Origin of the sequence: Bacillus sp. CDB3 (assembly GCF_002081505.1) — a bacterium.
Classification (GTDB): domain Bacteria; phylum Bacillota; class Bacilli; order Bacillales; family Bacillaceae_G; genus Bacillus_A; species Bacillus_A cereus_AT.
The window spans coordinates 1-21,049 of the sequence record NZ_ALBR01000031.1; the positions used below are offsets into that span (position 1 = coordinate 1).

Genomic DNA, 21,049 nt, shown 5'->3' on the forward strand with positions numbered 1-21,049 from the left:
ATTATGTAAGGGGGGACCTTATTAGATCTAGTATAATAGACAATAAAAGTAGAATTGACGAGATATACAGATCCTATCCTAATGTCTTTAGAAGTAGAAAAGAAGTATTACAAATGTTGTTTTTAAACTTTACTGAAGAGAATGATTTAGGAAAGCGGACATTATCTAAATTAACTAAGGATATCATTGAAGAATCCATAGATTTAGATGAAAATGCCATTGAAGAATAGGTTAGTTAGTACTCGGTTTTTTGAATCATCGGAAATAAAAAGACTTGAATTCTAATAATGAATTCAAGTCTTTTTATTACATACGATTATCATGCCAGAAGTTTAATGGGAAGTGTTCGTTCTCATTATAGGCTTCTAATTCATATCCTCTTTCTTTCAGCCCTTTAATAATTCCAGGTACTGCTTTAACTGATTGTGGATGAATGTCATGCATTAGAATAACTTCTGTTGGGTTTGTAGCACCATGTAGAACGTTTTCTACGATTTTAGCAGATGCAGCGTCTACTGGCATTTTGTTGTATTTCCAGTCTAATGAATCAATTGTCCAGTCCCAAACTTTTAAACCATTTTCGACAACTTTGTTGCGAAGGGCTTCATTTAATCCTGGCATTGAGCCGTAAGCAGGGCGTGTTAATACTGGTGATTTTCCTAGAACACCAGCGATTAAGCCTTGGTCTTCTTTCATTTCATCAACGTAATGACCTTCTGTGTAAAGCTTCTTGTAGTTATGAGTCATACTGTGCATCCCAACATAGTGGCCTTCAGCATTTTCACGTTTTACAAGATCAGGGAAAGCTTTCACGTTTGAACCAATTAGGAAGAATGTTGCTTTTGCATTTTCACTCTTTAACATATCTAAAAGCTCAGCTGTGTATTTTCCAGGACCATCGTCAAATGTTAAGTAAGCGACTTTTCTAACTTGCCCGTTATAGTGCTTTGGAGCTTCTTTCGGTGCAAGGGACGTTTGAATTTCACTTACAAGTTGAACAGATTTCGCTTCATCCTCTGTACTCGCTAGAGCGATATGTGTTGATCCGTAAGCAGCTTCGTATGTAAATAATACCCCAGCGCAAATCAACAGAGCCCTTTTCACTAAAGTTGTCATCCGAATTCCATTGTGCATAATTTTCCTACTCTCTATAAAAGTTCTACTCTACTATATTAGCAATTTTTAGAGGGGGAAATTGCAAAAAAAACTTTTTTACAAAACGCAAAAAAGTTTGTTAAAAAGTATGCAAGATTTCACTGTTTTGCAGGTTTGAAAAAATGAAACAAGAATTAAATGAATGGAACTGCATGTAAAATGGTTCATTCATGTTTTTTGTTTTAGAAAGGGAGGATAAGTATGAAAAAATTAGCTTGTTTACATGCTCATCATTCAAATATTGAATACATTGACCGAGTGTTGCAATCTTTTGAAATAGAAATACTCCATTTTGTAGATCCAATCTTATCACAAAGACTAAAAATAGAACGAGAACAAGCACGAAATAATTTAAAAGATATTATAAAGTATATTGCTGAAAGTGATGTAGATACACTTTTAATAACTTGTACAGATTATATTACGTTATTAGATGAGAATTTCAAAATAGACATACCTATATTGAAAATTGATGAGCCATTCTTTGAAATGAGTTGTCAGGTTGAAGAGCCACAGACCATACTATTTACAAATACCCGTACTGTTTCAGGAACGATGGAACGTTTAAGACTATACGCTCAGCAGAATAATAAATCCATACAAGTAAAAGTAGAAGTGATAGAGGGGATATTTGAGTTAATTATGCAAGGTCGTAAAGAAGAGCATGATGCTAAATTAGAACAGTATTTATATGAAATTATGAAAAATAGAAACGAAATGTTTTCGGTTGCACAATTATCAATGGTAGATGCTGCTACAAGGGTAGAAAATATAATAGGAAGGAACATAATAAATCCGTTGAATGCGCTAGTGGAGTATTGTATACAGAGTACGAATGAACAACCGTGTGAAAAATAAAGAAGAGGATGTTTTTTGTTTTAAAGAATATCGATAAAAATTTCACATACCGTATTTAAAAAATAAATATAGGAAAACCAAAAAATAAATGTAGAATATATCGTACATACATATATGAAGTCAACATAAAACATAAAAGAGGTGGGCATATGTTACTTGAAGAAGTAATGCAGCAACTAAAAGAGTATGGGACAGAACAGACTCGTAAGACGTATAAAAACCATGGGGCGAAAGAGCCGTTATTTGGAGTTAGTTTTGCGAATTTAAAATTGTTAAAAAAGAAGATAAAAAAAGATCATGATTTAGCAATTTCATTATGGGAAACAAAAAATATGGATGCTATGACTTTAGCGACAATGATTTTAGATTCGAAGAAACTAACATCAGAACAGCTAAATAGGTGGGTTCAGGATGTTGATTATTATTGTTTAATGGACGTTTTTATGACAGCTATATGTACGTCGCCAATCGCGATAGAAAGAATGGAAGAATGGACAAAGTCTGATGATGAATGGATTGGAAGAGCTGGTTGGTCATTATTAGCGAATATTGCAATAAAAAATAAAAAGTTAGACAATGACTTCTTCTTACCGTATTTAGAAGTGATTAAAGTTCATATACATAATGAAAAAAACAGAAAAAGAGAAGCAATGAATAGTGCATTAATAGCGATAGGGATTCGAAATGAAGCTTTAGAGCAACAAGCGATTGAAATTGCACGTGAAATTGGAAAAGTAGAAGTTGATCATGGTGCAACGTCATGCAAAACTCCAGATGCAGAACCATATATTAAAAAGGCACGAGAAAGAGCTGAAAAAAGGAAGGTAAAATAAGAAGGGATAAGATTATGAAACCAATTGAAGCGGCACAAAACATAATTACATCACAATTTTCGAATTGTGATGTTGCTTTACTAGGGGGAAGTGTTGCTAGAGGAGAGGCTACGAAAACATCTGACCTTGATATTGTAATATTCGACCACAGTTTGTCATCTTGTTATAGAGAATCTTTCTATAGTAATGGGTGGCCTGTTGAAGTATTTGTACATAATTTTGAAACGTATAAAACCTTTTTTAAAATGGATTGTGACCGCGGGAGACCTTCTTTACCGCAATTAGTATTAGAAGGGTTTGTTTTAAAAGGGAAAGTTGAAATTGTTGAGCGGTTAAAAAGAGAAGCGAATGATCTACTAATGAAGGGACCAGATAAATGGACTGAAGAAACGATGAAGCAGAAGCGCTATTTTATTACGGATGCTTTGGATGACCTGATTGGTGCAACAAAGAGAGAAGAAGAGTTGTTTATCGCAAACTTATTAGCTGATTTAGTACATGAATATGTTTTGAGGGTAAATGGACAATGGCTTGGAAATTCAAAATGGTTCATTAGAGTGTTGAAAAGGTACGACGAAGTATATGCGGAGAAATTTGTTGTGGTTTTCGATAACTTTTATAAAACAGGTGAGAAAAAGGATTTAATCGCTTTTATAGAAAAAACGTTAGAAGAGTATGGGGGAAGAATGTTCGAAGGATTTTCTATAGGGAAATGAGAAGGGGTAGCAAAATGAATGTACCAATTGTTCAATTAAGAGAACTATTACTAGATGATGTAGAAGATCGGTACAGGTGGTCATTAGATAAAGAAGTAACAAAGCACTTAGTTGTACCAGATCAATATCCACCGTTCACTCGTGAAGATACGAGAAGGTGGATTGAAACGTGTATAAGTCGAAAGAATGGATATGAACAACGGGCTATTCTAACTGATAAGGATATACACATTGGATGGGTAGATATTAAGAATTTCGATAAAACGAATAAAAATGCTGAACTAGGGATTGCAATTGGAAATAAAGAATATTGGGGTAAAGGATATGGAATGGCAGCTCTATACAGTATGTTACAAATCGGCTTTTCTGCATTCGAATTAGAAAAAATATGGCTACGAGTAGACGAAGATAATTTACAAGCTAGAAAGAGTTATGAAAAAGCAGGATTTGTTTGTGAAGGAATAATGAGAAATGATAGATTACGTCATGGTAAATTCATTCATCGCTATCGTTATAGTATGTTAAAAGAAGAATATCAATCTTTATTTAATAGTCTATAAAAATATTATGTAAACTTAAAGGGGATAGGGAATATGATTCGATTACTTACGAAAGTAGATGCGGAGCAATATTGGGAGTTACGCTTACAAGCATTACAAGTAAATCCAGAGGCGTTTATAACAACTTATGAAGAGGCAATCCGCCAGGAAAATCCTCTTGACCGAGTTGCAAGTAATTTAACATCTGCTACTAGTTGTACATTCGGTGCTTTTAATAAAGAAAATCAATTAATTGGAGTTGTCACTTTACTGACTGAAGAGAAAGAGGCATATAAGCATAAAGGTCATGTCGTTGCGATGTATGTAGATGCACAAAACAGGCGGAACGGATTGGCACGTGAGTTAATAGCAAATGCCATTCAAAGAGCGCGAGATATAAAACTAGAGCAATTAACCTTAGGTGTTGTGTCCACAAACGAACCAGCAAAAAAATTGTACAAATCAATGGGCTTTAAAACGTATGCAATTGAAAAAAGAGCTATAAAGATGAATGGTGTGTATAGTGATGATGAAAATATGGTATTGTTTCTTTAAAGGAAGGATATTATCATGAAAGATCTCCATTTAGAAAAAGATATGAACCCGCAAGTAGCGATCTTGTATGCAACAGTTCTTGATACATTTAAACGATTGCAAATTTTAGTAGAAGGTACAGAAGAGAACGAACTATCCTTTAAAGGGTCTGAAAATAATGAAAATAGTATAGGGCAACTACTTCAGCATTTAGCAGTTGTCGATTTACACTGGGTATATCGTTTAAGAGGAGAAGAAGTTCCACAGAGGCTTAAAAATAAATATGGGCCTATGTTGAATGAAATAGGGGAATTGCCAAGTTTAAGAAAAGATACATTGCAAGAATTAATGCAAGCTTATGAAGCTGTGCAACATATATTTTATGCGGAATGTATGAAACTAACAGAAAATGATTTAACCCGGGAAGTGTCCTATGAAAAGGGAGAAAGTGCGACTATAAGATGGGGAATATGGCATATAGCTGATCATAATCGGTACCATCAAGCACATATAAATCGATTGAGAAAATTATACAAAGAAAATCACTTACATATAATCTAAATGTAAGTGTGAAAAACTCCCCTTAATTAATAGATTAGGGGAGTTCATTTTAAATTGGCTTTTGTTTCTTTTCTTCCCAAGTTAACATGAAATTTTTATGGTAGTCTTTTGCTTGCTCAATTAAATACCAGTAAATTATATGCGAAATTGTTGGCTGCCATTTTTTATGGTGTATTCTTATATTTTCGTGATGAGTATAGTGAGTGGAAATTACAGTCGCTTTTGTTTCTGGAAAACCGCTGTATACAATATCTTCTATCTCATACCAATAAACTTTATTCCCATCTAAATCAATTATTATACCTTCATCATCCCAATAAAAAACTGTGTTCTCTCTTCTTTTTTTCAAAAGATAAAAACCATAGTATAAAAAAAGGCCTGGGATGATTAAAATTAGAATACCAAGGAAAAAACCCTCATCTATTAAAGCTAAAATACAAATGAAAAGAAAAGAAAGTCCTGCAGCTAACATCATTAAGGTGAATACCATGGAAATTTTATATGTTTCCAATATGATCACATCCAAATAACTAATTTATTTCTTAAGTTAAAACTCTTCATCTGTACGATATGCACCGATCATTATGCATACAGCGGATATAAAATACATACACATTTCGATTAGCGTAATTAACGAAACGAATGCTGTAGCGATTCCTCTTAATGTTATTTTAATATATTGTATAATAAATAAAAACATTATTATTTTTATAAGTTAATATTCTGTTGAAAAATTTTGCATTCGAATAGATTGAAAGTTATTTAATAAAAAAACTATTATAAGGGGTTTTATAATGAAAGCTATTGCAGTAGGGATATTGGCATCGTTTTTCTTTGCCTTTACCTTTGTGTTAAACCGATCGATGGACTTAGGGGGCGGGAGTTGGATTTGGAGTGCATCACTACGATATTACTTTATGGTTCCAATGCTATTACTTATTGTTATGTATAGAGGGAACTTAAAACAACTCTTTCAATATATGAAAAGTAATCCGAAAGAATGGCTATTATGGAGTATTGTAGGATTCGGTCTTTTTTATGCACCGCTAAGTTTCGCTGGAGCGTATGGGCCAGGGTGGCTTGTTGCATCAACATGGCAAATAACAATAGTTGCAGGGATTTTGTTAACACCATTTTTTGCGGTAGACCCATTACATAAAAAACTTCCAATGAAGGAATTAGTAATGTCAGGTATTATTTTATTTGGTGTTGTTCTTATGCAAGTAGAACACGCTTCTTCTTTAGGGATTCGTGAAACCATTTTATGTGTAGTTCCTGTACTCATTGCTGCGTTTGCATATCCACTTGGAAATAGAAAAATGATGCAAGTATGTCAGGGCGAATTAGATGTCTTCCAACGAGTTCTCGGTATGACATTAGCAAGTTTACCATTTTGGTTTTTACTTTCTGGTTATGAAGTATCTACAAGCGGTTTACCGTCAAGTAGTCAAGTTTTTCAATGTTTTATTGTAGCGATTAGTTCAGGTTTAATTGCTACAGTATTATTCTTCTTTGCGACAGATCTTGTAAAAGATGATCCACAAAAATTAGCAACAGTCGAGGCGACACAGTCTGGTGAAGTTTTATTTGCATTAGTAGGAGAGCTGATCTGGTTATCGGCTCCAATTCCGTCTTCTTTATCGTGGGTTGGAATGAGTCTTGTAATTGTCGGAATGATACTTCATAGTTATGTAGCTGTAGTTGTGAAAAAAGAAGAGAAAATAACGGCATAAAAAGATTAGCTCTTTTTCAATAAAGAGCTAATCTTTTTTCATGAGAAAGGATGGAGATAGGATGTTACAACGTGTTGAGCATTTAGAAATAGATCCCATTAAAAAAGTATTAAAGCATGCGACCGGTCCGAGTGAAGCAAGCTTATTTAAAGCAGTTTTAATGTATAAAAATGATCAGGCAGTGCTATATAAATATGGGAATAAGGGTTGCATAGGTATTGCATTAATTGATACAAATAGAGCGAGAATGTGTCACATAGCTGTTGATGAAAAATATCGTAATCAAGGAATTGCACTTCAAATGATAAGAGCAATAATTAGCAAGTATGAGTTAACATATATAGAGGCAGAGACAGACGAAGAGGCAGTCGGATTTTATAAAAAGTGGAAGTTTAAGATTAAAAGTCTAGGAGAAAAACATCCAGGGATGGAAAGATTTCATTGCCATTTGGGGGAATGAACAGTTTAAAAGTATTTTGAAATATGTAATTTTACATATTTAGTTTAGTTTGAAAAAAATGATATATACAGTATATAATAGAGATAATTGGAAAAATATAGATAAATAGAAATTAGGTGTATAACACATGAGAATGGATAAAAGCAAATTTGTGAAAATTGCAGCTTCAATAGGAGTGTCATCTTTTTTATTAACAGGATGTGCTGATAATAATGAAGAGAGCGCACAAAAAGAAAGTAGTGCGGTAAAAACAGATGGTACGAAGCAAGAAAGCGAACAAGAAACATTAAATTGTGATGATAAAGCGCCAACGATAGAAAATATAGAAAAAGAAGAATTATGTAGAGATAATAATTCACCTGCTTCATTTAATAATGAGAGCTCCCATCTGCCAATACTCCCGTTCGTTGCTGGATATTTATTAGCAAGTAAGACGTCGAATATGTATAGTACCGCGAAACCAAATCTTATAAAGAAGCCATATACAAATAATATTATCCCATACCGTGAAAAGGATGAGCAAAGAAGTGGTGGCAGCGGTAGTGGTGGGTATTACGGTGGCACTAGTAGCAATAATGATTCTTCAAAGAAAGTGGATTTGAATAAGCAACAGCCGAACAGTTCAACTAAAGTGGCACCAGATTCAAATACGTCAAAATCATCTACTACGCAAACACCGAAAGTGAATTCTGGTTCAAATGGAATTGGAAATGCAAAAGCACCAGCTGGATCCTAATTTGAAAGGATAATGGAGAAATGTATACAGAAAAAGAACAGGAAGAGTATATGAAAATCTGGTTTTCTCTTGCAGAAGAGGCTGGGAGAAATGGATTTACATGGCCGAGTTTGTTAGAGAGTGAAGAATGGAATCAATATATGGCTACTAGTATGTATCGTATGCCAGTACGTACATATACTGCAATTTCTAAGGCGACAGAAGAAATTATGTATGTGTTATATAAAACATATCAATACATTACAAATACACCAGCACAATTTCAAAAACTTGGTTTTCCACCAGAGACGTGGGAAATTGCAAGAATGAAACATACTGGTTTATTTTCATATTTTACAAGGCTTGATTTCATCGTAAAGCATGATGATATTAAATTAATTGAAGTAAATTGCGATACTCCGACAGGCTATTTAGAACCATCTGTCGCTAATGAAGTACTGTGTCGATATCATGATGTGAATCATCCGAATCATATTGAAGAACACGTCGTTCAAGCTTGGGAACAAATTAAACATGATTATAAAATAAGTCCTGACGAAACGATTTATTTTACAAGCTACGATTGGCATGATGAAGATCATCAAACCGTTCAGTTTTTAAGAAGTTATTGCTTACAACAACAAACCGATTATGTAGGAATACAAGATATCGTTGTTGCAGATGATGGAATATACACTCCGGCAGGCGATAAAATTAAATACTTATATCGTTTATATCCAATTGAATATTTAGTTGCAGATACTGATAAAAATGGTAAAAGAATTGGTCTACAATTTTTAGATCATATCGCACAAGGAAGGGTGCAAATTATTAACCCACCGGCTGCTTTTGTTATGCAAAATAAAGGTATGCTCGCATTAATTTGGCAACTTTATGAAGATCAAGTTTTCTTTGACAAAGAAGAGCGAGAGATCATTAAGAAATACTTCCTTCCAACGTATTTTACAAATAAACGATTTTTAGAAAGAAAAGAATCTTATGTTTCAAAACCATTATTTGGCCGCGAAGGTGGCGGAGTATCTATTTATGACAATGATGAACTATTAGCTGAAGATCAAACAGAGTATTATTTTGAACAACGGAAAATATATCAGCAATACGTAGACATGCCTGACTATACGATTGATACGTGGGATGGACCGTATACTGGTAAACTACTTATCGGTTCTCACTGTATTAGCGGAAGAGCAGCGGGACTGTTTTTACGTGTGGGAGAAAAAATAACAGGGAATTTATCGATGTTTATTGGGGTGACGATCGAAGGATAATATACAGAGAAAGGGTAAAGAACGTATCCGTATGGTAGTTGACGAGAATGATATTCCACGTATGGAGTTTTTAGATGTTGAATAAAGTGTAAATGTAATATATCGGTGAATAATATATTAAGGAGCTCGACTCTCAATGGCAAGAAAACTATTAACACAAAGGTTCCCTATTTTAATTCCTATCAGAATAAGACAACGCAGGTTATTAAAAAAGATACGTGATCGTCTTGAAGGGCATAAATTTCCAAAAACATTTGAACAAGACCCATTACCTTACAGAATTTATATATATCCTGGTTAAAAAATCGACATATCTACACATTGAATGCGACTTAAAATTTGTTTCGTATTGATTTGTACATCCTGTACAAATATTTCTATAGCTTGTATCAATTGTAATTCTGTTCCATGATAGCAATTTGCTACAACTCGCTCTTTCAATAACTTCCAAATACGCTCCATCAAATTCAAATTTGGAGAATATGGTGGTAAGAACAGTAATGTTAAGTTGTCTTCATGTTGTTTAAGAAAATCCTTTAACACTATCGCATGATGATAACGTGCATTATCTAATACCAGTATGATGTGTTTGTTAGGATACTCTTGTATTACATAAGTAAGGAATGTTTGAAATGTTTGTGCGTTACATGTAGTTGCAGGTAAACAAAGCACCTTTCCAGTATCTACATCAACTGTTCCAAACACAGAAGTAGTAGCGCATTTTCCATATACAGGAACTTTCTTTTGTTTTCCTTTTTCAAACCATGTGGCATGAAGAGTAGGTTGATTCTTGAAATGACACTCATCTTGATATAAAAGGACAGTATTTGGAGTCATCAAATTTCTTTTATTACTTGGATTTGTTTTTGAAATCGTTGTTGTTTCTGTTTATCCGCTTTTTTTAGCACATAAGTAGCACGTGTATAAGATAGTTTCAGACGATGTAGCATGGTTCGAATGCTTTCACGAGATAAATCTACATCGAATTTTTGTTGAATCAACAATTGTATCGTTCTTGTATTCCAGAAAGAATCTTGGGATATATCTAACTCCGTAGGAGTTGAATGTAAAACCAATTCTTTCAATTCTTGTTGGTGTGTGGCCCGCAGACGAGGTTGTTTACCGGGGATCGGTTTACGAGCTAGTAGCTCTTCTATACCACCTTTTTCAAATTTAATGATATAACTGGATACACTTTGACGATGGATGCCTAAAATTTTAGCTACTTCTATAGCCATATAGCCTTCCATAATCATTCGAACAGCAATGATCCTACGTTGATTGGAAGCTTTTTTTCTTTTTTTCTAATTTCCGTAAATCGATTGGGGATAGATTATGCGTATGTTGAATTTGTAAACCTTTAGGCATCTCCGTACACTCCAGTTTTTTATTACACAGCATGGGATATGTAGATACGATTTATACATGATGAATTTTTATCTAGGATATATATATAAGCATAAATCTTTGCTTATTAGAAAATTAGGTGATACGGATATACAGCTGCAATACAATAAAATTACTAATCTAAAATTAGCTATAAGCAAAATACACAAGATTATAATTAAACCAGGAGAAACATTTTCTTTTTGGCATCTTGTAGGTGATTCCAGTGAAAAGGCTGGATATAAAGAGGGAATCATTTTAATGAATGGCGAAGCGATTAAAGGAGTAGGTGGTGGTCTCTGTCAGTTAGGGAATCTTCTCTACTGGATGTTTCTTCATTCAGAGTTGGAAACAGTGGAGAGGTATCGCCATAGTTTTGATCCATTCCCTGACTATGGACGTGTGATTCCATTTGGAACAGGCGCTACTTTGATGAATGGTATTATTGACCTGAAATTAAGGAACAATTCAAATCTTTGCTACCAAGTTAATTTACATATTGACGAGGAGTACATATATGGAGAAATTAGGGCATCTCAGTATCCTCCATATACGTATTCTATTGTTGAAGAGGATCATCGTTTTGTAAAAAAAGTAGACGGTCAAGTATATAGGCAAAATAAAGTTTATAAAAAAATAGTAGATCGTGTCACGGGTAACTTAGTTGACAAGGAACTAATCATAGAAAATGATTGCCTAGTAAAATATGAAGTAGGTGATGAAAAAATAGTGGGTTCTGTATAAGTAAATATCTTCACTTAAGATACGTGAAAAAACTATGTAAATCATAAATTTTTCCAAGGAAAATATAAGAGGTCGCATGTAATTAGTATGCAGTATTTCACACATCGAAATAGAAGGAGCCCTAGTATAGAACTGTAAAGTCAGTTATTCTAGGGTTTTATGTATTGTGTTTGGATTTAGGAATGAAATAAGTATTTTTGTTATTATACTTAGTTAATTTTACAGTAGATCGGACGATTATGTTAAAAATTAAGAAAAATATGATAATATATGTATGTATTAGTTTAAAGCAAAATGGGGGAACAATCGTGAAAATGAATGAAATAGTGGCGAGTACACAACTTCCAAATACAATCGAAACAATTACAAATGATTTAAAAGCATTAGGGATAGAAAAAGGAATGACAGTTATTGTGCATTCATCATTAAGTTCGATCGGTTGGATATCTGGTGGGGCAGTTGCGGTAGTAGAAGCCTTAATGAAAGTTATTACAGAAGAAGGAACGATAATTATGCCAACCCAATCTTCAGATTTATCCGATCCAAAACACTGGGCAAGACCACCTGTACCAGAAGACTGGTGGCAAATTATCCGGGATAATGTCCCCGCATTTGACCCACGTATAACACCAACAAGGGCAATGGGAAAAGTAGTTGAATGTTTTCGTACATATCCGAATGTATTGCGCAGTAATCATCCGCTAAGTAGTTTTGCAGCATGGGGGAAACATGCTGAGGAAATTATAGCGAATCATTCACTTTCCATAAGTTTTGGGGAAGAATCGCCCTTACGAAAAATATATGATTTAGATGGATACATATTATTACTTGGTGTCGGATACGACTCCAATACGTCCATACATTTATCTGAGGTACGTACAGGTGCACGCGAGTTAATAAAGGTAGGAGCGCCTATTATAGAAGAAGGTGTAAGAGTATGGAAAGAGTTCGTTGAAATGGATTACGATTCTGACACGTTTGTAGAAATCGGAGTTGAATACGAACAGAAAGGAACAGTTACGCGTGGGAAGATAGGGAATGCGACGTGCCGTTTTATGAGACAACGCGATGCAGTTGACTTTGGAACAGAGTGGTTTCGTGCGAAAAATCAGTAAGGGATGGTTAAGATGAAGGGGAAAAAAGTATTAATTACGAGCGGCGGTTGCCTAGAAAAATGGGATCAAGTACGTGGACATACAAATTTAGCAAAAGGTACAATTGGAAGAATTATTGCAGAAGAGCTAATGACAAAAGGAGCAAATGTAATATATTTGCATGGCTATTTCGCTGAGAAGCCAATGGATGTAAATGACCAATTAGAATTGCACCCATTTGAGGGGATTATTGATTTACAAGATAAGATGAAAAGTATTATTACACATGAAAAAGTTGATGCGGTTATTATGGCTGCTGCTGGCTCAGATTGGGTTGTCGAAAAGATTTGTGATCAAGATGGAAATATTCTTAATATGAACGGAAAGATTTCAAGTGACATCGCTCCAATTATTCATTTTAAAAAAGCACCAAAAGTATTAAAACAAATAAAGAGTTGGGATCCAGAAACGATACTCGTTGGCTTTAAACTGGAAAGTGACGTGAATGAAGCAGAACTTATTGAAAGAGCAAGCAAAAGGATGGAAGATGCGAAAGCAAGTATAATGATAGCGAACTCACCGCATTCTTTATATTCTCGCGGCGCTGTACATCATGTTATCGGACAAGAGGGCAATGTGAAGTTATGTAATGGGAAAGATGAAACTGCAAAAGAAATTATCAATATGTTAGAGCATTTATATAATCGTATCACTTCTATGTAAATTTAAGCTTTTAGAAAGAGATGCAGTCGCATAGTATGTAATGGAGTTAATATTAAATTAGTGAGGGAACTTCTCCCTTACTGATTATTAAATCGAATCAACGGAATAGGCTATTAGCTGCTCGTAAATGTGTAATACATGTTATATGCATAATGAACATTTTGTGAGGAGTGGATTTTATGGAACATTTATTGAAGCAAGCTATTAAACTTAGAAATGAAAAGAAATATGCACAGTCTAAAGAGATACTTATAGGGTTAACAAATTTTACGAGAGATGCAGAAGTACTATATCAATGCGCCTGGATACATGATGTAATGGGTCTTGAAACGGAGGCTGTTCCGTATTATGAACAGGCAATCGCGAACGGACTTGATGGTGAATCTCTTTGCGGTGCGTATATCGGTCTTGGCAGTACGTATCGTTGTATAGGGGAGTATGATAAAGCGATTACTGTATTAGAAGCAGGGATAAAGAAGTTCCCGGAAAATGACGTGATGAAAGTGTTTTTATCACTAGCAAAATATAACGTAAACGATCATGAATCCGCGATGAAATTATTGCTGGAAGCGGTCGTAAAAGTAGAGGAAGTAAAAGAATTTGAACGTGCCATTTTATTTTATAAAGACCATTTAAATGAGGTTTTTGAATAGAGGTGTGAACGTATGAATGTCACCATATCTCGGAAGAGAATGGGTGTTTGGTTTGGGCTTGTATCATTAATTATGTTGTCAAACTATTTATTGTATGCCCTTCCAATTGTACCAGCTGCTCCGAAAGAAGTAGTGCTTGGTTCGTTATTAGATTTTATGTTTGTAATTCCAGTCATCACATATTTCTTTATTATACGAAAAAGGTATTCGTTAACGTATATGTTTCCGGTAGTTATAGCAGGATACGTGTTCGCAAGATTTATAATTCCTAGTGATTATTTACAAGCTTTTTCATTTGTTTCGTATGTAATAGTTGCTGGAGAAATTTTGTTCGTATGTTTTGAACTGCTTCTGATATATAAAATTATTAGAGTTCTACCTAAAATAATAAAACGATATAAAGAATATAGAAGTGAGTATTCTTCATTTTCTTATGCGATTGATCAAGCATTTGATGATACTATGAAAAGAAGTAAGTCAGTAAATATCATTCTTACTGAGTGTAAATTATTCTATTATGCTTTTTTATCGTGGCGTGTAAAAGCATCAGAAAGTGAATTCACATACTCATATCATAAAAAGACCGGTGCAATAGGTGTTTATATCATGATTATTCATGCAACTGTAATTGAAAGTATCGGTTTTCATTATTTACTTCATCAATGGAATCCAGTCATAGCTTGGATTTTACTTATTTTAAACATATATGCGATGTTTTATTTTTTAGCTGAAATACAAGCGATGCGTAAAAATCCAATTATCGTTGCAGAAGAAAAAGTAATTATTCAAATTGGATTAGGAAAGAAAATCGTTATACCATTTGCACAAATTGATAACATTGCATTTTATAAAGGTGAACTTTTAAAGAAAGAAGAAGAGAAAGAGGTTCTTGATGCAACTGTTATGGAATTTATAAAGGAACCTGCAACTTTTGAAATAACGTTAAAAGAGCCAATTAAAGCGCAGTTGTTATATGGATTTTCTAAAACAGTGAGTCGTGTGCATTTAAATGTGGATGAGGAAAGAAAATTTTATGATGCGGTTACTGAAAGGTTAAAACATATGAATGGTGGATAGTGAAAAACTCCTTCTAAATAAGAAGGAGTTTTATTGTGTAATTGTAGACCGTACACTTCTTTATCGCTATATAAACGGATATAATTAAGACTAGAAATAGCATAAGGGGAAACAAAAAATGAATAAATTACGAACGCCTAAAAGTGAAATTACAGAAAGAAAAATTCGGTATGACTCAACAATAATAGATCACAATTGCTTAATACTTGAAAAGAAATCTCAAAGTATCATGTTATTTCATGAGGTTCAGTATTCATTTGCGATGAATACAAATGATTCGAGTTTAACAATCCCAAAAGGAAGTTACACCATTGCATACTACTGGGAAAATCGTCCGTACAATTTATATATATGGAGAGATAAGAACGGAATGTATTTAGGCGCTTATTTTAATATTGTAAAAAATACGCACATAACAGACGAACTAGTGTCATTTGAAGACTTAATTATTGATATTTTGGTACTTCCAAGTGGAGAATACTATATATTAGATGAAGATGAATTACCTGAGCCCTTAAAGAATTTTGAAGGTGGCTATGTGGATGAAGCTCTTTATGTTTTAAAGGAAATAATTCAAAAGTCGCTTCCTCAAATGATTGTAGAGACAGAAATGGTGCAGCTAAAATAACGTTTAATCGATTTGAAAAGAAAATACGTGTTTAATGAGAATGAGTAGTCTCAAGTTATATGATCTAACTTTTTTGATAAATCTAAGGTTAGAAGCATATTTCTTGGGATTACTCTTTTTTTGTAGGAATTTTGTTGCTTAGTTTCTAAATTGATTTTTAAATTTATCAAATGAGATTGACTGAATCAAGTTCAGTCGTTTATGATTGAATCAGATTCAGTCGTGGTAAAAAACATAGTAGGAGATGACGTATGAAAAGAATATCAAAAGAACCAGATATAAGACGCCAAGAGTTAATGGATATTGGTTTTGAACTATATATGAAAAATGGTATGGGAGGATTTAGCATTAAAGATGTTGTGAATCGTGCGGGTGTAGCAACAGGGCTGTTTTACTATTACTTTAAATCTAAAGAAGATTTTGTTGATGAGACTTTAAATAGCTTCATTGTGAAAAATATGGAGTTAATCGAAGAAATACTTATTTCAAATGAACGGTCTGTAATACAGAAGATGAAAGATTCTCTAGATATATTTTGGACATTTATTGAAAAATTAGCACCCTATAAAAATATGAGTTCGTTTCAGACGGAACAACATTTTCAACTGGAACAGAAATTATTCACACGAATGCAACCATTAATTCGACAAGTAATTGAAGAAGGAGTGAAAACGGGGATTTTTTATACTGACAACTCATTATTAGCTTCTGGATTTATTTTATACGGTCTTAGCAGTATTGCCCATTCAGAAGTAAAATTGAGTCTAGATACGAAGCAAGAAATGGTTAATTTAGTATTAACTACACTACGATACGATCAAAAAGAAGGTGAATATATATGAAGATTATTATCGATGGAAACAATATTTCGCAAGAGAAACTTACAAAATGGAAAAGAGAACGTATTAAAAAAGCATTAAATACATTAGGACATAAAGAGCCTGAAATAAATGATACAGGCGCCATGATAAAAAAGCTAACGGAAGTAAAGATTGAATATTCATATAATGAGATGTATGATAAGTTGAAATCAAAACTTAGATTAAGTGGAATAGGTATGCGTATTTGTTCTGTTTTATCTGGCGATAGACGAAAATTTTCAAAAACAAGTATCTATTTAGACGGGATTACAGCAGAAGAAGCTATAAATGGAATTGATAGTTTTATGCTTGAACAATCACGTGAAAATAATCAAGTGAATTTATCAGCTTGTCCTGATCACTATGTACTAAGACCCTTTGAGGAAAATGAATTAGAGGTTATCGAAACTACAGGTAATTCTCCGTTCCCGGTTCAATTTTTCATTGTTTTTGGTGACGAAACGGGATTAAAAACACCTAGAGATAAGTCTTATCAATACCAATCAACAGGTGTTGCACGTATGAAAGATGGTACTATTATTGGTGGAGTTCGACATCAATTTAAAGATACTGATACTGGGATAGAAGTACGTCTAGTTGTTGAGTTCCCAGCACTTTGTCCTAATAGCCTTATTAAATCACATCAAATGCATTTAGCATGTGAGTTTTCTTATTGGTTACAGCGGATTAAGGACCATGAAAAATAGTAAGTGAAAAATACCTTTCAAATAAATAAATATACTATTTTTATGAATATAAATCGAACTGTATTTCGAACAAACAGTAACGATGTTCAAACGAATCATATGTGTCTTTTAATAAAATCTAGTTAACTCATCGGAAATACCTTTGGTTTTTTTATTATATAAAAACCGAATTTATTCATTTATATGAATCAGTTCAAGGAGGGGGAAGAAGTGGCAGAACTGTTATTCCCTTTATTAAAAGACGAGAAGCAACAAGAAAATAAAATCGTTGGTGAAATGATAGCTGATGCATATGCTTTAAAAAAATAGTGAGAAATAAAAAACTCGCAATTTTTTAAGCTTGCGGGTTTTCATCGTAAACAATTAATAAATATGGTAAAATTAAGAGGTAACTTATGGTACGGTTGGTTGTTCAATTATCACTTCTCCAAAGTAGGAGGGGGGTGATAATTCGTGAGTGAAATTGCGTTGCTGCTGCAAGGTGGACTGTTTCTCGTTGCATTGTTAACGTTTATTGTCGTCTTAATTGACAAGCTCAAAAAATAACAACCCACCTATGCCGATAGAAAGTGGGTTGTTGTGTTTGTACGAAACAAATAGGATAAATGAACAATCCAATCTGCTAAGTTACGTGGACTAGTGTGTAGCCGCACACTAGTCTTTTTTATTTATATACAGTTTTTAATTGTTTTATGTGTTTGTATTGTTCTTGTCATACTCATTATAACACAGTGTCTTTTCATGAAGAAAGGAGACCGTATGTTCTGGTGGCAATTAAATAGAACGTGTAGTTTCTTTAAATAGCCCATCCATATACTGTTTTAAACTTTCCACAAAAAATCCTTTTTTGTCTACATTATTTACGCCGACAATTGGTGATGGAAGATTGTATCTCTTTTCTGATAAATGAACAACAACATCAAAAATATCAAATAGGCGAATGAAGCAGAATAAACCGTCTTTATCACTAAGTAAAATAAAGTAATGGTTTTCGCTCGTTGTATTTAATGTATTCCATAAAGAACTTTTGCTTAAGTCACGAACGATACTCTTTTCCTTTAATTCCATGAAATCGGCATTTAATAGAATGTTAGAAATATCAATCGCGTCTGAATCGTCAAAGTAACCATCAATTGTTTGGACAGCAAAAGTATAGGCCATTTTTTAATACACTCATTTTATATTTACGGTTATCTAAAAGCAATTCACGTTGAATAGAACTAGCTACTTTTGTTACGCGCTCTTCTTTCCAAATTTCATTATGTAATGAAATATCGTGCTTTTTACATAGTTTCATAATTAATGCATTGGAATAAAGTATTTCATCACTTACTTCGACAAGATCCGTTTCAGCGGCCGCCAGCTCCTCACCATGTTCATTCGTATAGAGAGGGGAGTCGATTTGTTTTTTCATTTGCTCAATCTTATATTGACTTAGCTTATGCCTAATTAAAGGACGGTCAACATTTGTTGTCATGTGTTCTTGACAGGAATCACAAATGGAGTTTGTGAAATAATATCCACATAATATCTCTGGTATGACATATTGTTCACTAAGTTCTTTCGTATCTTTTCTGCAAATGATGCATTGGGTCATATTTATCACCTTTACCTACAAATTTGTATGTAATCTCATTGTAGTGTATTTAAAGGTATTTTGGAATATTGTAAAGGAAAATATTATGTGAAATTCATGTTTATTTTGGTACAATGAAAAGAAGTGCTAGTTTAAAGGAGGATGTTTTTTTGAAATCGAAAGTGCACTTTTGGACATTAGAAGTGCTGATGGTTGTAGGAATTATATTTATTTGCACAAAAATATCGTTTCTATTTCAACCGATTGGTATCTTCATATCAACATTATTTTTCCCAATTTTAATCGCGTTATTTTTATACTTCATTTTTAACCCATTGTTAGTCTTTTTGGAGAATAAAAAAGTACCGAGAGGTTTAGCGATTTTACTACTGTATCTTTTTATCATTACATTAACTGGAGTTGCTATTGGAGTAGTTGTTCCAACTATCTCACAGCAGCTAATGGATTTAGTGAAAAACATGCCGACTTATATAAAAGAGGGAAAAGTATACATACAAGATCTATCCCATCATAGATTATTTGAATGGCTATCTACACAAAACTACGTTTCCATTGAGACAATTGAGAAAAATGCAATTGAATACTTAAAGGAAATACCAAACACACTTACGTCGAGTGCAACGGCTTTATTTGGTATTATCACGAACGTGGCATTAGTTATTTTTACAGTACCATTTATTTTATTTTATATGTTTAAAGATGGACATGCATTTCCAGGAAAAGCCGTTAGTGTATTACCAGAGTCTTACCGTGAAGAAGGACTTCGTATCATAAAGGAAACGAACGAAACATTATCTGCATATATTCAAGGGCAAGCGCTCGTTTGTATGTTTATTGGTGCCTTTACATTTACTGGTTATTTAATCATCGGTTTACCGTATGCTTTCGTTTTAGGGATTATCGCAGCACTTACAAACATTATTCCAAATTTGGGCCCATTTATCGGAGCAGCACCAGCTGTTATTGTAGGTCTATTCGTTTCTCCGATGCAAGCTCTGTACGTAATTATTATTGTAACAATTGTACAGCAGTTTGAAAGTAACATCATATCTCCACGTATTATGAGCTCGAAATTAAACATTCATCCGTTAACGATTATTATCCTTATTTTAGGGGTAGGTAACTTTGCTGGAATTATCGGAATGATTTTAGCGGTGCCTGTTTATGCGGTAACGAAAACAGTTGTTTCGAACTTAGTGAGATTGTTTAAAACGAAACGAAGTAATCGGAAATAGAAAAAATTAGGGAAGATACACCGCTGAAAAAGTGGTGTATCTTTTCAAATTTTTAGAGTGTATGAAATGCGTATTATTATATATTTTTTACACATCAAATTAACTGCAACGCATGTATAAAGTATTCCTGTTAAACTACGTGGAATCCCTCTGAACTATCCAAATCATTTCTTTGCACCGCGTTATTAACATCATAATCGACTCCTTTCGTTTCTAATATAATTTCAAATAATTATAGATGAGTGTAGTACTTGCTTCTACGATCACGAATTTCATCTATAATCTTTTTATAATGTTGCTCTTGTTTAATTTCATTTTCAGATATAGTTTCTTTTTGAATCGTAATGGTTAAAAAGAAAAGGTGAAACTTCATACATGAATTCCTCCTTTCAAATCGGAATTACAGGTGACTACAGTAATGACTTTGTCGTTCTTTTACGTTGTCCATAGCCTGTTTAATTTGTTGTTCATGAAGCATATCAGACTTAGAAAATTTATTTTTTTGAATGGTAATCGTTAAATAGAATACTTTGAATTTCATTGGCTTATTGCCCCTTTATCATTTATTTAGTAAAGACGATTGTAATAAGAGGACTGTCGTTCTTTTACTTCGTCCATAATATTTTTAATTTGTTGTTCACGAGAAATTTCATCTTTTGAAAGTTTACGTTTTTGAATGGTGATAGTTAAAAAGAAAGCTTTAAATTTCATTAGGATATTACCCCTTTATAAGTTATTTAGTAAAGACGACTGTAAAATGAGGACTGACGCTCTTTTACTTCGTCCATAATATTTTTGATATGTTGTTCACGAGAAATTTCATGTTTTGAAAGTTTACGTTTTTGAATGGTAATCGTTAAAAAGAAAGCTTTAAATTTCATTAGGATATTACCCCTTTATAAGTTATTTAGTAAAGACGGTTGTAATAAGAGGACTGTCGTTCTTTTACTTC

28 protein-coding genes and 4 pseudogenes are annotated in these 21,049 nt (G+C 33.4%); 23 read left to right on the forward strand and 9 right to left on the reverse strand.

Annotated elements, in window-relative coordinates:
* A pseudogene (locus tag CDB3_RS32040) lies at positions 1–230 on the forward strand (hypothetical protein); the annotation flags it as partial.
* 76 nt (positions 231–306) lie between these two features.
* On the opposite strand, the gene CDB3_RS09765 reads toward CDB3_RS32040, so the two are convergent.
* Positions 307–1,134 carry a peptidoglycan-N-acetylglucosamine deacetylase gene (locus tag CDB3_RS09765; protein WP_088009509.1) on the reverse strand — a complete coding sequence of 276 codons (828 nt, stop codon included), beginning with the start codon at positions 1,132–1,134 and terminating at the stop codon, positions 307–309.
* 222 nt (positions 1,135–1,356) lie between these two features.
* On the opposite strand from CDB3_RS09765, the gene CDB3_RS09770 reads away from it, so the two are divergent.
* The 6 genes from CDB3_RS09770 to CDB3_RS09795 all read left to right on the forward strand — a co-directional run bounded on the left by CDB3_RS09770 (position 1,357) and on the right by CDB3_RS09795 (position 5,196).
* Positions 1,357–2,013: a hypothetical protein gene (locus CDB3_RS09770; RefSeq protein WP_128854320.1), complete on the forward strand. Its 657-nt coding sequence runs from the start codon at positions 1,357–1,359 to the stop codon at positions 2,011–2,013.
* 149 nt (positions 2,014–2,162) lie between these two features.
* Positions 2,163–2,846: a DNA alkylation repair protein gene (locus tag CDB3_RS09775; protein WP_128854321.1), complete on the forward strand. Its 684-nt coding sequence runs from the start codon at positions 2,163–2,165 to the stop codon at positions 2,844–2,846.
* Between the two features lie 14 nt (positions 2,847–2,860).
* Positions 2,861–3,562: a nucleotidyltransferase domain-containing protein gene (locus CDB3_RS09780; RefSeq protein ID WP_128854322.1), complete on the forward strand. Its 702-nt coding sequence runs from the start codon at positions 2,861–2,863 to the stop codon at positions 3,560–3,562.
* Between the two features lie 14 nt (positions 3,563–3,576).
* Positions 3,577–4,122 (forward strand): GNAT family N-acetyltransferase, encoded by a 546-nt coding sequence (locus CDB3_RS09785; protein ID WP_128854323.1) that lies wholly within the window; start codon positions 3,577–3,579, stop codon positions 4,120–4,122.
* 33 nt (positions 4,123–4,155) lie between these two features.
* Entirely contained in the window at positions 4,156–4,656 is a 501-nt protein-coding gene (locus CDB3_RS09790) for a GNAT family N-acetyltransferase (protein WP_128854324.1), read from the forward strand.
* Between the two features lie 15 nt (positions 4,657–4,671).
* Positions 4,672–5,196: a DinB family protein gene (locus CDB3_RS09795; RefSeq protein WP_128854325.1), complete on the forward strand. Its 525-nt coding sequence runs from the start codon at positions 4,672–4,674 to the stop codon at positions 5,194–5,196.
* A gap of 49 nt (positions 5,197–5,245) precedes the next feature.
* Here the strand turns inward: CDB3_RS09795 and CDB3_RS31620 are convergent, their stop codons facing one another.
* The gene (locus tag CDB3_RS31620; protein WP_256869733.1) at positions 5,246–5,716 is read right to left on the reverse strand and encodes a hypothetical protein; all 471 of its coding nucleotides are present in this window, start codon (positions 5,714–5,716) and stop codon (positions 5,246–5,248) included.
* 274 nt (positions 5,717–5,990) lie between these two features.
* Here CDB3_RS31620 and CDB3_RS09805 point away from each other — a divergent pair, with 274 nt between their 5' ends.
* The 5 genes and pseudogenes from CDB3_RS09805 to CDB3_RS33230 all read left to right on the forward strand — a co-directional run.
* A complete protein-coding gene (locus tag CDB3_RS09805) occupies positions 5,991–6,929 on the forward strand; it encodes a DMT family transporter (RefSeq protein WP_128854326.1) in 939 nt (312 codons plus the stop codon).
* Between the two features lie 61 nt (positions 6,930–6,990).
* A complete protein-coding gene (locus tag CDB3_RS09810) occupies positions 6,991–7,389 on the forward strand; it encodes a GNAT family N-acetyltransferase (protein ID WP_128854327.1) in 399 nt (132 codons plus the stop codon).
* A gap of 127 nt (positions 7,390–7,516) precedes the next feature.
* A complete protein-coding gene (locus CDB3_RS09815; protein ID WP_128854328.1) occupies positions 7,517–8,125 on the forward strand; it encodes a hypothetical protein in 609 nt (202 codons plus the stop codon).
* A gap of 20 nt (positions 8,126–8,145) precedes the next feature.
* Positions 8,146–9,393: a glutathionylspermidine synthase family protein gene (locus tag CDB3_RS09820; RefSeq protein WP_128854329.1), complete on the forward strand. Its 1,248-nt coding sequence runs from the start codon at positions 8,146–8,148 to the stop codon at positions 9,391–9,393.
* 136 nt (positions 9,394–9,529) lie between these two features.
* A pseudogene (locus CDB3_RS33230) lies at positions 9,530–9,679 on the forward strand (VanW family protein); the annotation flags it as partial.
* Positions 9,680–9,690: 11 nt separating this feature from the next.
* Here the strand turns inward: CDB3_RS33230 and CDB3_RS09825 are convergent.
* Both CDB3_RS09825 and CDB3_RS09830 read right to left on the reverse strand, forming a co-directional pair.
* A complete protein-coding gene (locus CDB3_RS09825) occupies positions 9,691–10,230 on the reverse strand; it encodes an IS630 family transposase (protein WP_142263482.1) in 540 nt (179 codons plus the stop codon).
* Entirely contained in the window at positions 10,230–10,631 is a 402-nt protein-coding gene (locus CDB3_RS09830) for a winged helix-turn-helix domain-containing protein (protein ID WP_256869731.1), read from the reverse strand. The genes CDB3_RS09825 and CDB3_RS09830 overlap by 1 nt, the downstream gene beginning before the upstream one ends.
* 187 nt (positions 10,632–10,818) lie before the next feature.
* On the opposite strand from CDB3_RS09830, the gene CDB3_RS09835 reads away from it, so the two are divergent.
* The 10 genes and pseudogenes from CDB3_RS09835 (at position 10,819) to CDB3_RS32265 (ending at position 17,811) form a co-directional block, all read left to right on the forward strand.
* Positions 10,819–11,523, forward strand: coding sequence for a VanW family protein (locus tag CDB3_RS09835; RefSeq protein ID WP_256869732.1), 705 nt, complete (start codon positions 10,819–10,821; stop codon positions 11,521–11,523).
* A gap of 314 nt (positions 11,524–11,837) precedes the next feature.
* On the forward strand, positions 11,838–12,638 hold the full coding sequence (locus tag CDB3_RS09840; protein WP_128854342.1) for an AAC(3) family N-acetyltransferase: 801 nt from the start codon (positions 11,838–11,840) through the stop codon (positions 12,636–12,638).
* 12 nt (positions 12,639–12,650) lie between these two features.
* Positions 12,651–13,340, forward strand: coding sequence for a phosphopantothenoylcysteine decarboxylase domain-containing protein (locus CDB3_RS09845; RefSeq protein WP_128854332.1), 690 nt, complete (start codon positions 12,651–12,653; stop codon positions 13,338–13,340).
* A 179-nt stretch (positions 13,341–13,519) separates the two neighbouring features.
* Complete coding sequence (locus CDB3_RS09850) at positions 13,520–13,993, forward strand: tetratricopeptide repeat protein (protein WP_128854333.1); 474 nt, start codon at positions 13,520–13,522, stop codon at positions 13,991–13,993.
* A gap of 12 nt (positions 13,994–14,005) precedes the next feature.
* Positions 14,006–15,070: a hypothetical protein gene (locus CDB3_RS09855; RefSeq protein ID WP_128854334.1), complete on the forward strand. Its 1,065-nt coding sequence runs from the start codon at positions 14,006–14,008 to the stop codon at positions 15,068–15,070.
* A 118-nt stretch (positions 15,071–15,188) separates the two neighbouring features.
* Positions 15,189–15,698, forward strand: a complete 510-nt coding sequence (locus CDB3_RS09860; RefSeq protein WP_128854335.1) for a ribonuclease FAU-1 family protein — start codon at positions 15,189–15,191, stop codon at positions 15,696–15,698.
* Between the two features lie 251 nt (positions 15,699–15,949).
* Positions 15,950–16,540, forward strand: a complete 591-nt coding sequence (locus CDB3_RS09865) for a TetR/AcrR family transcriptional regulator (protein WP_128854336.1) — start codon at positions 15,950–15,952, stop codon at positions 16,538–16,540.
* The gene (locus CDB3_RS09870; RefSeq protein WP_128854337.1) at positions 16,537–17,265 is read left to right on the forward strand and encodes a hypothetical protein; all 729 of its coding nucleotides are present in this window, start codon (positions 16,537–16,539) and stop codon (positions 17,263–17,265) included. The genes CDB3_RS09865 and CDB3_RS09870 overlap by 4 nt, the downstream gene beginning before the upstream one ends.
* A 195-nt stretch (positions 17,266–17,460) precedes the next feature.
* Positions 17,461–17,574 (forward strand): annotated as a pseudogene (locus tag CDB3_RS09875) (alkanesulfonate monooxygenase); the annotation flags it as partial.
* A gap of 144 nt (positions 17,575–17,718) precedes the next feature.
* Positions 17,719–17,811 carry a putative holin-like toxin gene (locus CDB3_RS32265; protein WP_001289319.1) on the forward strand — a complete coding sequence of 31 codons (93 nt, stop codon included), beginning with the start codon at positions 17,719–17,721 and terminating at the stop codon, positions 17,809–17,811.
* A gap of 228 nt (positions 17,812–18,039) precedes the next feature.
* Here CDB3_RS32265 and CDB3_RS09880 read toward each other — a convergent pair.
* Positions 18,040–18,862 (reverse strand): annotated as a pseudogene (locus CDB3_RS09880) (HNH endonuclease).
* A 149-nt stretch (positions 18,863–19,011) separates the two neighbouring features.
* Between CDB3_RS09880 and CDB3_RS09885 the strand changes: the two are divergent.
* Entirely contained in the window at positions 19,012–20,097 is a 1,086-nt protein-coding gene (locus tag CDB3_RS09885; protein WP_000837890.1) for an AI-2E family transporter, read from the forward strand.
* A 232-nt stretch (positions 20,098–20,329) separates the two neighbouring features.
* Here CDB3_RS09885 and CDB3_RS09890 read toward each other — a convergent pair whose 3' ends face one another.
* From CDB3_RS09890 to CDB3_RS09905, 4 genes are read right to left on the reverse strand one after another with little or no spacing between them, the layout of a single operon-like run.
* Complete coding sequence (locus CDB3_RS09890; protein WP_128854338.1) at positions 20,330–20,470, reverse strand: YrzI family small protein; 141 nt, start codon at positions 20,468–20,470, stop codon at positions 20,330–20,332.
* Positions 20,471–20,497: 27 nt separating this feature from the next.
* A complete protein-coding gene (locus tag CDB3_RS09895) occupies positions 20,498–20,638 on the reverse strand; it encodes a YrzI family small protein (RefSeq protein WP_097830467.1) in 141 nt (46 codons plus the stop codon).
* Positions 20,639–20,664: 26 nt separating this feature from the next.
* Positions 20,665–20,808, reverse strand: a complete 144-nt coding sequence (locus CDB3_RS09900) for a YrzI family small protein (RefSeq protein ID WP_128854339.1) — start codon at positions 20,806–20,808, stop codon at positions 20,665–20,667.
* 26 nt (positions 20,809–20,834) lie between these two features.
* Positions 20,835–20,978, reverse strand: a complete 144-nt coding sequence (locus CDB3_RS09905; protein WP_128854340.1) for a YrzI family small protein — start codon at positions 20,976–20,978, stop codon at positions 20,835–20,837.
* Positions 20,979–21,049 lie beyond the last annotated feature (71 nt).